The following is a 13,183-nucleotide window of genomic DNA, read 5'->3' as shown; positions in this document are numbered from 1 at the left end:
ACAATAGCGTGTTCTAGCGTTATACAAACCCTAACTTCTATTCACATCCTACATGCCTGATAGCGGCCAGATATCCGGACCAGCAGATTCCACATTTGACGATCCTCTATTATTGGCTTTACTGTCGGTCTGCAAACTGTTACATATCCCGCAAACCGCAACGGCTTTGGTGGCCGGACTGCCCTTAGTCGATAATAAATTGACGCCGGCATTGTTCGTGCGCGCCGCTGAACGTGCCGGTTTGACCAGCCGCTTGCTGCGTCGGCCCTTAGAGAAAGTTTCCAATTTAGTCTTGCCGGCGGTGTTATTGCTAGAAGACGGCAATGCCTGCGTATTGATAGCGAAAAGTGATGAAAGTTACACGGTGATTTTGCCGGAAACCGACAGCGGCGAAAAGACCGTCAGTCCGCAGGAACTGCAGGCAATTTATAGCGGTACGGCCTTTTTTGTGCAGTTGCGGCACCGCTTTGACGGCCGCACCTCGGAATCGGCGGTACCTAAGGTCAAACACTGGTTTTGGGATGTCTTGTTCAAGTCCTGGCCTATCTACGCGGAAGTGCTGGCCGCCTCCTTACTAATCAATCTATTCGCCTTGGCGTCGCCACTGTTTTTTATGAACGTGTACGACAGAGTGGTGCCGAATCATGCGCTGGAAACCCTGTGGGTACTGAGCTTGGGCGTGCTGATTGTGTTGAGTTTCGAATTGGCGATGAAGCTGCTCCGCAGTTATTTTGTGGATGCAGCGGGTAAGCGGGCGGATATTATTTTATCCGCCACTATTTTCGAAAAATTGATGAATCTGCGGATGGAAGCCAGGCCGCCATCGGTTGGCGCATTTGCCAACAATTTAAGCGAGTTTGAGACGTTTCGCGAGTTTTTGACCTCGGCGACGTTGGTGGCAATAATCGACTTGCCGTTTTTGTTTTTGTTTTTACTGATTATTTATAGTGTTGGCGGATCCTTGGCATTAATTCCATTGGCCATTTTGCCTATGGCAATTTTAATCGGTGTCGCCTTGCAAGCGCCGTTAAAACACACCATCAGCGCCCTATTCAGGTTCGGCGGTGAAAAAAATGCCACATTAGTAGAAGCCTTGACGAATCTGGAAGCCATAAAGACCGTTGGTGCGGAAGGGCAGTTGCAACAACGATGGGAGCAGAATATCGGCGAAATTGCCAGGCTGGGCTTAAAATCCCGTTTCTATGCCGGTTTGACCGTAAATTTAACCGCATTCTTGCAGCAGTTGGCGGCGGTTCTGGTCGTATTCGCCGGCGTTTATCGGATTACCGATGGCGATTTAACTACCGGCGGCTTGGTGGCTTGCACGATGCTGACCTCGCGGGCGTTGGCTCCGGTCGGACAAGTGGCGGCTTTATTGACTCGCTACCATCAGGCTGTCGCAGCTCTGGGGTCATTAAATCGAATGATGGCTTTGCCGGTGGAGCGCGAGAGCGCTAAGGAATATTTGCATAGGCCGCGTTTTAACGGCGAGATAGAATTCAAACATGTCGGTTTCAGCTATCCGCAACAGCCGGTCAAGGCTCTGGACGGAGTGTCCTTTAAGATCAGGGCCGGCGAACGTGTGGGTTTTATCGGCCGGATTGGTTCCGGTAAGAGTACGCTGGAAAAGTTAATGCTGGGTTTATATCAGGCCCAGGAAGGTTCTATTTTAATAGATGGCGCCGATATTCGCCAAATCGACCCTGCCGATTTACGTCGGCAAATCGGTTATGTGCCGCAAGATATTTCATTGATGTTTGGTAGTGTGAAAGACAATATCGTGCTGGGCTCGGCTTATGTGGACGATGGTGCGGTGTTAAAGGCTGCCGAGATTGCCGGCGTCGATCATTTTGTCAGCAAGCATCCGGCCGGCTTCGATTTGCAGGTCGGCGAACGCGGGGCGTCTTTATCCGGTGGACAGCGGCAGAGTATCGTGCTGGCCAGAGCATTATTGTTGTCGCCGCCGATTTTTATTATGGACGAGCCGACCAACGCGATGGATAACAGCAGCGAAGAGGCGTTTAAACAACGTTTCGCCTTGCAATTGCAGCAACAGACTTTGATTTTGGTCACGCACCGGATGTCGCTGCTCAGTTTGGTGGATAGATTGATTGTGATGGACGGCGGACGTATGGTGGCCGACGGGCCGAAGGAACATGTGTTGGAAGCTTTGCGTCAGGGTCAAATCAAGGTAGCCGGCTGATGCTGAACAAAATCGCCGAATGGCGGGCTAGGCATCGTTACCGCGCCGAAGATCAGCGCTTTCTGAGCGATGTTAACGCTGCCAATTTGTACGAATTGCCTTTGCAAAGTCATTTGATTTTGTGCTGTTCCGTGGTTTTTGTCGTTGTAGCCTTGGTATGGGCCGGATTTGCTACATTGGACGAAGTCACGCGCGGCGAAGGCAAAACTATACCGTCCAGCCAAGTGCAGGTGGTGCAGAATCTGGAAGGCGGCATCGTCTCGGAGATTCTGGTGCAGGAAGGCCAGCTGGTGGATAAGGATCAAGTGTTGTTGCAATTGGATCAAGTGCGTTTTGCGTCGTCGTTTAAGGAAGCCAAGTTAAAGTATTACGAATTGCTGGCAAATACTGCGCGCTTGAATGCCGAGATTAATGGCACGCCGTTGCTCATACCGGAAGAGGTTTTGAAAAACGCACCGCAAATCGCTGAAAATGTTAAACAGCTGTTGGCTTCCAAGCAGAATGAAATAAAATCCAATACCGATATTTTTGCCGAGCAAGTTAGGCAAAAAGAGCAGGAAATTATCGAGATTCAGTCGAAAAGCGATCAGTTGGCGCGTAGCTACAAACTATTGCAGGATGAAGTGAAAATGTCCGAACCGCTGGTGGCGGATGGTGCGATGTCTCAAGTTGAATTGCTGCGATTACAGCGGGCCGCCAACGATTTGAAAGGCGACTTGAATTCCGCTAATTTAGCGGTGCCGCGTTTGCGTTCGTCGTTGGACGAGGCGCGCAATAAACTGGCGGAGATCAAGAGCCGTTTCAAGACCGAAGCCTTGAAAGAGTTAAATGAAGTCAAGGCCGAGTTGGATCGTACTTCCGAGTCGGCGGTGGCCTTGGAGGACAGGGTGAGTCGTACTAGGGTGTTGTCGCCGGTAAAAGGGACGGTAAAGCGCATCAAGGTGGCTACAGTCGGCGGCGTCATCCAACCCGGAATGGATCTATTGGAAATTGTGCCTTTGGAAGATCAGTTGTTGATCGAAGCAAAAATTCGCCCTGCGGACATTGCTTTTCTTCGCCCTGGACAGAAAGCTGTGGTAAAACTAAGCGCCTATGATTTTTCGATATACGGCGGCCTGGATGCGTCCTTGGAACATATCAGCGCGGATAGCATCCCCGGCGACCGGAAGGACGAGGAAAGTTATTATTTGATTCGTTTGCGCACCGCTAAAAATTATCTGGAAAAAGGCGGTGTTAGACTCGAAATCATTGCCGGGATGACGGCTGAAGTCGATATTTTGACCGGAAAAAAAACAGTGCTCGATTACCTCTTAAAGCCGATATTGAAAGCCAGGGATAGGGCTTTAAGAGAACGATAACCCAAGACAATATCTTATATTTGTGGCCAACATACTGATTTATTCCAACAACCCTCAGCTGACGGCGCAATGGACTCATGCGTTGATCGCGGAATATAACGTAAGTATGCTGCATAGTATCCGCAGCGAATACACGGCCGATGCAGTCATTTTCGATGCGAAAAAACTGGATGACGACGCCAGTTTGCTATCGGTTTTTTCTAACAAAAACGCCCGTTTTCTGGTTATGGGGGCGGACTGGCCGGAACAAAAGCAGATCGAAGTGCTGATTAACGGCGCTGCCGGTTATTGCGATCAATCCGAGGCGCCGGAGCTGTTGACGCGGGCTGTAGCCTGTATTTTGGCCGGCGATATTTGGATCCGCCGCGCTTTGGTACCCAAGGTAATCGGCGTACTGACCAGCGCCAGACGGACACATTTGACACCTAATACTGTCGATACCGAACAAAAGCTGAAAAAGCTGGCCAGTTTATCCGCGCGGGAACTGGAAGTGGCCAACATGATACGTCAAGGCGAAAGTAATAAACGGATTGCTTTTGCGATGAATATATCCGAACGAACAGTGAAAGCCCATTTGTCTTCGATTTTTAGGAAATTACATGTCGATGACAGATTGCGGTTAGCCATATTGTTAAAAGAAATCGATCAATACCACAGAGGAGCCTCATGAAATTCAGCCGGAAATTGGGTATGGGCGTTGCAATGCACTTGGCTTGCGCATCGGCCAGCCAAGCATTGAGCCTACAGGAATCTATTCAAAAGGTGTTGGATGAAAATCCGAAAATTCAAGCCGCCAAATCCGAGAGGCGTGCTGTGGAGGAGGAAATCGGCCAAGCCAAAGCGGGATATTTCCCTACTGTGGACGTGACGGCCGGCATCGGTTGGGAAGAATCCAATAATCCTACAACGCGTGGTCGTGGCGATGGTTCGGTTTTTTACCATCGGGAAGAAGGGGCCATTCAGGTTAGGCAAATGCTGTTCGACGGTTTAGCGACTCCCAGTGAAGTAAATAGGCAGGAAGCTCGCACCGATTCGCGGGCTTACACGGTGTTCGGCCAATCGGAAATTACCGCGTTAGACGGCGTAGAAGCCTACATCAAGGTGTTGCGGCGCCAGGAGTTGTTAAATCTGGCCAAGGAAAACCTGCAACGGCATCAGGGGACGAATGATCAGATCAAGTTGCGTAGCGAACGAGGCGTGGGTAAAAGAGCCGACGTCGATCAGTCCATGGGCCGGGTGGCATTGGCGGAAAGAAACGTGTTGTCCGAAATAGGTAATTTGAAAGATGCCGAAACCAGTTTCTTGCGAGTCATCGGCACCTTGCCGGAAGGCATTCAGCCGATACAGGCGCCAGGTAGCGCCTTACCGCAGTCGCTGGATCAAGCCATAGAAGAGGCGTTGGCAGATCATCCGATTTTGAAGTCCGCCAATTCGGATATCGATTCGGCTTTTGCCCAGCATAGCACGGCTAGAGCCCCTTATTTTCCGCGTTTCGATATCGAAACCGGCGTTAGTCATAATTACAATCTGGACGGTATTCGCGGCACTAACTCCGATATGACCGCGATGCTGCGCATGCGCTATAACATTTTCAACGGCGGTAAGGACATGGCTCGTCGCGAGCAAACTGCTCAATTAATCAATCAAGCCAAGGATATTCGCGATAATACCCATAGGCAGGTGATAGAGAGTATGCGTTTGTCGTGGGTGGCTCATCAAACGGTGAAAAGCCAATTGGAGTTTTTTAAACAGCACGTCGATTCCAGCGAGAAGACCATCACTGCTTATCAACAGCAATTCAATATCGGTCAGCGTACGCTATTGGATTTGTTGGATACCTTTAACGAAGCCTATATCGCCAAAAGTTCGTATATCAATGCCAAATACGACGAGTTGTTTTCACAATTTCGGATTCTGGCCAGTAAAGGCCAGTTGAATAAACATTTGGGTACAACCTTACCGACAGAAGTTCAACCGCTAAGCTCCGCCGATTAAGACGTTTGCTATCTTAAGTGAACAATTTGCGAGATTTCTGAAGAAGTTTTCCCCAAATAACCGGCATTTGGGGAAAGATATTTCCGATTAAATTGTTCGAATAGCGCGGGCGAATGCAGATGCTTATTTTAATAAGCCATCCGAGGATAAGCTCAAGAGGGTTTAGCGATATGCAATACGGCCTCCGACACGATATCCAATAATTCGGTGCCGCCTTGTTGCACATACTCGACAATGGCCTTACGCATGCGCGGTTCCCAAAAGTTTCTGATATGTTGCTCAATACCTTTAACGGCCTGTTCCCGGTCGGGTTCTGATTTAAAAAAAGCACCAATATTGTTGGCCATTTTAATGAGATTGTCGTTATCCATGATTTATGCGGCTGATTCTTGATAATGTTGTAAACGATGAGGGTGAGTGTAGATCATGTGATTCTCGTGGCGGGTAAAGCCAACCAGGGTCAGTCCGCACTCGTCCGCCAATTGGATGGCCAACGCGGTGGGTGCGGATATGGCTGCCAGCAAGGTGATGCCGACGCTGGCAGCCTTTTGTACCATTTCATAGCTGGCGCGACTGGTCACCAGTAACCAGCCGTTTTCAAAGTTGGTGTTAGCCTTGGCTAGCGAGCCGATCAATTTATCCAGCGCATTATGCCGGCCTACGTCTTCCCGCACCGTGACTATGCCGCGTTCCGGATGTAGCCAAGCTGCCGCGTGAACTGCGCCGGTGAGTAAGTTGAGGGATTGCTTTTGCGCCATGTCAGAGAAACCGCTAGTCAATAGCTGGGCACTAAGCGCCAACCCTTGACCAACCTGACGCGGACGCCGAATGGCTTGCTCCAAGGTGGTGGCGCCGCATAATCCGCAGCCGGTCCGGCCTGTCATGTTTTTGCCTTTGCCGTGTAGATTCTGGAACCGCGTTTCCGGAATAGTCATCCGCACTTCCACGCCTTTGGAGCGCTGAACGACGCGCACCGATTGCAATTCCGCCGGATGACCGATGATTTCCTCGGTCAAGCTGAAACCCAGTGCAAAATCTTCCAAATTCAGAGGGGTAGTCAGCATCACCACATGGGGAATGGTGTTGTAGACCAACACCACCGGTACTTCTTCGGCGACATAATCTTCCTTGGCGGTATGAACGGGGCCTCGCCAGCTATCGAACGTACCGGTTCGATAGCTGGTCCAGCCTAGTTCAGTTGAGACTGCATCCATAAGCCGGCGGAAAACTTACTCGTTGACCGCGATGCGGTTTTCCAGCAAAGACAACTGATTATCGGAAAAGTCTTGATATTCCCGTTGCCATGCCGACGGTTGCGCGACTTTGGCGACATGCACCGCAGTGACCTTATATTCCGGGCAGTTGGTTGCCCAGTCCGAGTTATCGGTAGTGATCACGTTGGCACCCGAATGTGGGAAGTGGAAAGTGGTATAAACCACCCCTGGTTGCATGCGGTCGGTCACTCTGGCCCGCAATACCGTTTCGCCGGAGCGGCTTTTTACACCGCACCAATCGCCATCGCTGATGCCCAAGACTTCGGCATCGTGCGGGTGCAATTCCAGACGGTCTTCTTCATGCCAGGCAACGTTTTCGGTACGGCGGGTTTGCGCCCCGACGTTGTATTGCGACAAGATTCGGCCGGTTGTCAGAATCAGCGGATATTTGCTGCTGGTACGCTCTTCCGTGGCAACGTATTCTGTAAGCATGAAACGACCTTTGCCGCGGACGAAGTGATCGGCGTGCATAATCGGTGTGCCGTCCGGGGTTTCGTCGTTGCAAGGCCATTGAATACTGCCCATTTCGTCGATTTTTTCGTAACTGACGCCGGCAAATTGCGGCGTCAGCGCAGCGATTTCATCCATGATTTCCGAAGGATGACTGTAATTCATCGGATAACCCAACGCGTTGGACAAATCCTGGGTCACTTCCCAATCTTCCTTGCCGCCCAGTGGCGTCATGACTTTACGAACCGGTGAGATCCGCCTCTCAGCGTTGGTAAATGTGCCGTTTTTTTCCAGGAACGAGGAGCCTGGTAAAAATACATGGGCAAATTTAGCCGTTTCGTTCAGGAAAATGTCTTGTACGACCAAGCATTCCAGTTCACGCAGTGCGTGATGTACATGGGTGATGTCAGGGTCGGATTGGGCGATGTCTTCGCCTTGTACGTACAAGCCTTTGAAACTGCCGTCGATAGCGGCAGCAAACATATTAGGGATGCGTAAGCCAGGTTCGGAGGACAGTGCCACGTTCCAGGCTGTTTCGAATTGAGCGCGAGTTTGCGAGTCGGAAACATGGCGATAACCGACGAACTCGTGCGGGAACGAACCCATATCGCAAGAGCCTTGCACGTTATTTTGTCCGCGCAATGGATTGACGCCGACGCCGTCGCGGCCAATATTGCCGGTAGCCATCGCTAAATTGGCGATACCTATGACGGTAGTCGAACCTTGGCTATGTTCGGTAACGCCCAAACCGTAATAGATTGCACCATTACCGCCCGTTGCGTACAAGCGGGCTGCCGCCCGCATGCTCTCGGCGGGCACGCCGGTCACTTCGGCAACGGCTTCCGGTGAATGTTGAGGCAGCGCAACGAAGGTTTTCCATTTGTTAAACGACTCGACATCGCAACGTTCCAACGCGAATTTTTCGTCCGCCAAGCCTTCGGTGACGATCACGTGAGCTAATGCGGTTACAACCGCAACGTTAGTGCCAGGACGTAGTTTCAGATGATAGTTGGCTTTGACGTGCGGGCTGTTGCTGACCAGGTCGATACTGCGCGGATCAATCACAATCAATTTCGCACCTTGGCGTAAGCGGCGTTTCATCATCGAACCGAATACCGGGTGGCCGTCGGTCGGGTTAGCGCCTATTACCATAATCACATCGGACTGCATTACCGAGTCAAAGGTTTGGGTGCCGGACGACTCGCCAAATGTGCTTTTTAAACCGTAGCCGGTTGGCGAATGGCAGACGCGGGCGCAAGTATCGACATTGTTGTTACCAAAGCCGGCGCGGATCAATTTTTGCACTAGATAGGTTTCTTCGTTGGTGCAACGAGACGAGGTAATGCCGCCGATAGAATCTTTACCATATTTAGCTTGAATGCCTTTCAATTTGCTTGCGGCAAATCCGATAGCTTCTTCCCAACTGACTTCGCGCCAAGGATCGGAAATTTTTTCCCGGACCATCGGTGTGGTGATGCGGTCTTTGTGAGTCGCATAACCAAACGCGAAACGGCCTTTGACGCAAGAGTGACCGTGGTTGGCCTGACCGTTTTTGTCGGGCACCATGCGTACCAGTTGCTCGCCTTTCATTTCGGCCTTGAATGAGCAACCGACGCCACAATAGGCGCAGGTGGTAATAGTGCTGTGTTCCGGTACGCCATTATCGATTACCGATTTTTCCATCAGCGTCGCGGTCGGGCACACCTGCACGCAAGCGCCACAGGACACGCATTCGGATTCCATGAACGGCTGATTTTGACCGGGAGAGACTTTGGAGTCGAAACCGCGGCCATCGATGGTCAAGGCGAAGGTGCCTTGCACTTCTTCGCAAGCGCGCACGCAACGCGAACAGACGATACATTTCGATGGATCGAAACTGAAATACGGGTTGCTGACGTCTTTTTCGGAGCCCAGATGATTTTCGCCATCGAAGCCGTAACGCACCTCACGCAAGCCGACTTGGCCGACGGTATCCTGCAATTCGCAGTCGCCGTTGGCGGCGCAGGTCAGACAGTCTAAGGGGTGATCGGAGATATACAGTTCGGCGATGCCGCGTCTGATGCTGGCCAATTTATCGTTCTGGGTACAGACCTTCATGCCATCCGCGACCGGTGTCGTGCAGGAGGCCGGATAGCCGCGCGCGCCTTCGATTTGTACCAGACACATCCGGCACGAGCCGAATGGATCGAGGCTGTCGGTGGCGCACAGTTTAGGGATGCTGACCCCGGCTTCTGCGGCGGCGCGCATCACGGAACTGCCGGCAGCGACAGTGACCTTGTGGCCGTCGATTTCCAGAGTGACTTGATTTGCAGACGAACTCGCGGGAGTTCCGTAATCTATTTCGTTATTGGCAGACATATTTATCTCCTGGTAATCGATCAGGCTTTGGCGGGGAGGCCAAAGTCTTCAGGGAAATGATTCAGCGCGCTCAACACCGGGAAAGGTGTCATGCCGCCCATCGCACACAAAGATCCGTAAGTCATGGTGTCACACAAGTCGCGCAACAACACGGTATTTTTATCCTTTTGCGCGCCATCGACGATGCGGTCTATAACTTCAACGCCACGTGTCGATCCGATCCGGCAAGGTGTGCATTTGCCGCAGGATTCTTCCACACAAAATTCCATCGCATAACGCGCCATGTCGGCCATGTTGACGGTGTCGTCATGAACCACAATGCCGCCATGTCCCAGCACCGCTGAAATTGCCGCGAAGGCTTCGTAATCCAACGGGGTATCGAACTGGCCTTCGTGCAGATAAGCGCCCAATGGACCGCCAACCTGAACCGCCCGTATCGGCCTACCGCTAGCGGAGCCGCCGCCGTAATCGTAAAGCAGCTCGCGCAGGGTCATGCCGAAAGCCACTTCAAACAACCCCGGATGTTTGATGTTGCCCGCCAGTTGTAAGGGTAGGGTACCGCGCGAACGGCCCATGCCGTAGTTTTTATAATATTCGCCGCCTTTGTCCAGGATCACCGGAATGGAGGCCAAAGAAATGACATTGTTGACGATGGTGGGTTTGCCGAACAGGCCAACGATAGCGGGAAGAGGCGGCTTAAAACGTACCAATCCGCGTTTGCCTTCCAAACTTTCCAACAACGATGTTTCTTCGCCGCAAATATAAGCCCCCGCGCCGCTACGAACCTCTAAGTGGAAGGTTTTGCCGCTGTTTTGGATGTTTTCACCTAAATAACCGTTTTTGTAGGCGGCTTCGATGGCTTGGTTTAGGGCAATCTTGGCGTGGGGGTATTCGACGCGCAGATAAATGTAACCTTGGGTTGCGCCCACAGCGAGGCCAGCAATGGTCATGCCTTCGATCAAAACGAAGGGGTCTCCTTCCATTACCATCCTATCGGAAAATGTGCCCGAGTCGCCTTCGTCGGCGTTGCATACAATGTATTTTTGCTCAGCGGGGGCGTTTAACACCGTGTTCCATTTAATACCGGTCGGAAACGCTGCGCCTCCGCGACCGCGCAAGCCTGAGTCAGTCACTTGCTTGACGATCTCGGTTGCTTGTAACGCCAACGCATTTTTTAAGCCTCGGTATCCATCGTGAGCTAAATAGTCGTCGATATTGATTGGGTCGGTTAAGCCCACGCGAGCAAAGGTAAGACGGTTTTGATTTTTGAAATAAGCTATTTCTTCAATGTTGCCTAAGTAAAGTGGGTGTTGCTTCCCTTCCAACAAGCCGGCATCGAGTAAAGATGCCACATCTTCTGCTTGCACGGGGCCATAGGCAATTCTGCCCTGGCTGGTTTCGACTTCTACAAGGGGTTCCAGCCAGAACAATCCGCGCGAGCCGTTGCGGACGATTTCGGCTGATAGGCCTTTGCTGGCAGCATGCTGTTCCAAGGCCTTGGCAACTTGTTCAGCACCCAGGGAAAGTGCGGTGGAATCGCGGGATATGAATACGCGGGTCATTATTTTGCACCTTTATAAGTGGCTAGCAGTCGATCGAATTTATCGGGTGTAACGCGACCAATGACTTCGTCATCTATTGTAATCGAGGGAGAACAAGCACAGTTACCGAGGCAATAAACCGGTTCTAGCGAAAAAACTCCGTCGGCTGTCGTTTCGTGAAAATCGATGCCAAGCTGTTGTTTAGCATGGCTTTCCAGGGCTTTACCGTTCATTGCTTGACACGATTCCGCCCGGCAAATGCGAATGGTGTGTTTTCCTGGCGGTGTGTCCCGAAAATAATGATAAAAACTAATAACCCCATGTACTTCCGCTTGGGAAAGATTCAGCGATTTGGAAATGTCTGCTACGGCCGCCGGTGGGATGTAGCCCAGGGTGTCCTGAATATCATGCAAAATCGGCAACAGATTGCCCGGCATCGCTTGATGAGTATCCAGGATTTCAAGCACCGTGGATTTTTGGGTTTGATAGTCTTGCATCATTGGCTCTGTAATAAATGACGAAAAGGTTATCGTCCTATTTAATCATGAACAAACCCGGGTTTGCAATTCGGGTTCGAGGCGCAATCCCGCGTATTTCCTCAGCAAAGCTGAGTAATTGCATGTTGAGACTGTCTTTACTTTGCGAAGTTCGAAAGGAAAAAATTTGATGAAGGATGCTTTACATTTAAATGATAATTGTTATCATTAATACGCATATGATTTAAGAGAGGGCATCATGTACGTTTGTGTATGTAAAGCAGTCACCGATAGGCAGGTTACTCAAGCAATTAATCAGGGTGTGTGCAATCGCAGGCAATTGATGCAATGTACAGGTGCGGGTGGCGTGTGCGGAAAATGCGCAACGAGTATTAAGGCGTTGTTGGATGAAAATATGCAAAATCGCTCGATGCAGGCTCACGCAGCTTAATTCCAATAAGCTCTGAGCTAGTGATGAATTGATGGTGTAAAGCATATAAAACAGGGCGACATGATCGCCCTGTTTTGTGGAGGTGTATTACTTTGCGGTAGTGGCTGGTTCGGCTGGTTTTGCTTCAGCGGTCGGGGCGGTCGCGCCGGACGGTTCTACGTTAGCGGGTTCAGCTGCGGGAGCTGTCTGTTCTACAGGAGCCGCCGCTGGTTGAGTTTCTTCTTGTTTTGGCGGTGTGGGTGGCAACAAGACTTCAACTTTGGCATTTTTACGCAGATTTTCGATCATGGCTTGAGCTTTCTGGCGCTGCAGCATTGGACGAATCTGCTCTTTTACCGCGTCGAACGGAGGTGGGGTGAGTGCTCTGGACTCTTCGCGCAAAATGACATGCCAGCCGAACTGGGTTTGCACCGGTTGTTTGCTGAATTTGCCGTTTTCCAATGCAACAACTGCCTCAGAGAACGGTGGAACCATGCGGTCGGCGGTAAACCAGCCTAAATCACCACCTTCCGAGCCCATTGGGTCGATGGAGTGTTTCTTGGCCAATGCGGTAAAGTCGGCGCCTTTTTCCAGCTCAGCAATCAGCTTTTTCGCTTCGTCTTCGGTTTTTACCAAGATATGACGGGCTTTGTATTCGCTGCCCATATTCGCCATTTTGGAATCGTATTCCGCTTTGATCTCTTCGTCGGTTACAGGGTTGGCTTTCAGATAATCTTGCAGGGCGGCTTGTGACAATAGGGAGTTTCTAACGGTGGCCATCCGTTCGATTACTTCGGGAGATTTATCCAGCTGTTTTTGCACGGCTTGTTGAATCAACAATTCGCGTTGAATCAGCTCTTCCAATAACTGTTCTTTTGGGAAAGTTTGGCCTTGGCTGCGTTCGGTGATTTCTTTTTCCAGCGTTTCCAGGGTTTTTTTGCTGATGTAGGTGCCGTTAACCGATGCTACAGCATCTTCCTTGCTGACTGTCGGTGCTGCGGCAGTCCCAGTATCCTTGGCTTTTTCTTCGAAGCAGCCTGGTAGCAGTACGCTACTTGCCAGTATTAGAGGGATAAGTTTCAGTTTCATCTTAAGAAT

Annotated in this window: 11 protein-coding genes; 5 read left to right on the top strand and 6 right to left on the bottom strand. The window is 51.0% G+C overall.

What is annotated here, in order from left to right; genetic code table 11:
• Positions 1-52 precede the first annotated feature (52 nt).
• Genes ACH50O_RS13295 through ACH50O_RS13280 form a run of 4 tightly spaced genes read left to right on the top strand, consistent with a single transcriptional unit; the run spans position 53 to position 5,556 of the window.
• On the top strand, positions 53-2,203 hold the full coding sequence (locus tag ACH50O_RS13295) for a type I secretion system permease/ATPase (RefSeq protein ID WP_446808271.1): 2,151 nt from the start codon (positions 53-55) through the stop codon (positions 2,201-2,203).
• Positions 2,203-3,561, top strand: a complete 1,359-nt coding sequence (locus ACH50O_RS13290) for an HlyD family type I secretion periplasmic adaptor subunit (RefSeq protein WP_446808270.1) — start codon at positions 2,203-2,205, stop codon at positions 3,559-3,561. The genes ACH50O_RS13295 and ACH50O_RS13290 overlap by 1 nt, the downstream gene beginning before the upstream one ends.
• Positions 3,562-3,583: 22 nt before the next feature.
• Positions 3,584-4,231: a response regulator transcription factor gene (locus ACH50O_RS13285; RefSeq protein ID WP_446808269.1), complete on the top strand. Its 648-nt coding sequence runs from the start codon at positions 3,584-3,586 to the stop codon at positions 4,229-4,231.
• On the top strand, positions 4,228-5,556 hold the full coding sequence (locus ACH50O_RS13280; protein ID WP_446808268.1) for a TolC family outer membrane protein: 1,329 nt from the start codon (positions 4,228-4,230) through the stop codon (positions 5,554-5,556). Before ACH50O_RS13285 ends, ACH50O_RS13280 begins: the two co-directional genes overlap by 4 nt.
• A gap of 152 nt (positions 5,557-5,708) precedes the next feature.
• On the opposite strand, the gene ACH50O_RS13275 is transcribed toward ACH50O_RS13280, so the two are convergent.
• Genes ACH50O_RS13275 through ACH50O_RS13255 form a run of 5 tightly spaced genes read right to left on the bottom strand, consistent with a single transcriptional unit; the run spans position 5,709 to position 11,676 of the window.
• Positions 5,709-5,927 (bottom strand): formate dehydrogenase subunit delta, encoded by a 219-nt coding sequence (locus ACH50O_RS13275; protein ID WP_446808267.1) that lies wholly within the window; start codon positions 5,925-5,927, stop codon positions 5,709-5,711.
• A gap of 3 nt (positions 5,928-5,930) precedes the next feature.
• The gene (gene fdhD / locus ACH50O_RS13270) at positions 5,931-6,770 is read right to left on the bottom strand and encodes a formate dehydrogenase accessory sulfurtransferase FdhD (RefSeq protein ID WP_446808266.1); all 840 of its coding nucleotides are present in this window, start codon (positions 6,768-6,770) and stop codon (positions 5,931-5,933) included.
• 15 nt (positions 6,771-6,785) lie between these two features.
• Positions 6,786-9,638: a formate dehydrogenase subunit alpha gene (gene fdhF, locus ACH50O_RS13265; RefSeq protein ID WP_446808265.1), complete on the bottom strand. Its 2,853-nt coding sequence runs from the start codon at positions 9,636-9,638 to the stop codon at positions 6,786-6,788.
• 20 nt (positions 9,639-9,658) lie between these two features.
• Positions 9,659-11,200: a formate dehydrogenase beta subunit gene (locus ACH50O_RS13260; protein ID WP_446808264.1), complete on the bottom strand. Its 1,542-nt coding sequence runs from the start codon at positions 11,198-11,200 to the stop codon at positions 9,659-9,661.
• Positions 11,200-11,676 carry a formate dehydrogenase subunit gamma gene (locus ACH50O_RS13255; RefSeq protein ID WP_446812147.1) on the bottom strand — a complete coding sequence of 159 codons (477 nt, stop codon included), beginning with the start codon at positions 11,674-11,676 and terminating at the stop codon, positions 11,200-11,202. Before ACH50O_RS13255 ends, ACH50O_RS13260 begins: the two co-directional genes overlap by 1 nt.
• A 238-nt stretch (positions 11,677-11,914) precedes the next feature.
• On the opposite strand from ACH50O_RS13255, the gene ACH50O_RS13250 reads away from it, so the two are divergent.
• Entirely contained in the window at positions 11,915-12,106 is a 192-nt protein-coding gene (locus tag ACH50O_RS13250) for a (2Fe-2S)-binding protein (protein ID WP_446808263.1), read from the top strand.
• A gap of 87 nt (positions 12,107-12,193) precedes the next feature.
• On the opposite strand, the gene ACH50O_RS13245 is transcribed toward ACH50O_RS13250, so the two are convergent.
• The gene (locus ACH50O_RS13245; RefSeq protein ID WP_446808262.1) at positions 12,194-13,174 is read right to left on the bottom strand and encodes a peptidylprolyl isomerase; all 981 of its coding nucleotides are present in this window, start codon (positions 13,172-13,174) and stop codon (positions 12,194-12,196) included.
• Between the last annotated feature and the right edge of the window lie 9 nt (positions 13,175-13,183).

It is taken from the genome of Methylomonas sp. 2BW1-5-20, from assembly GCF_052474515.1.
The sequence above is the reverse complement of the archived record's forward strand: the minus strand, read 5'-3'. Positions and strand labels throughout refer to the sequence as shown.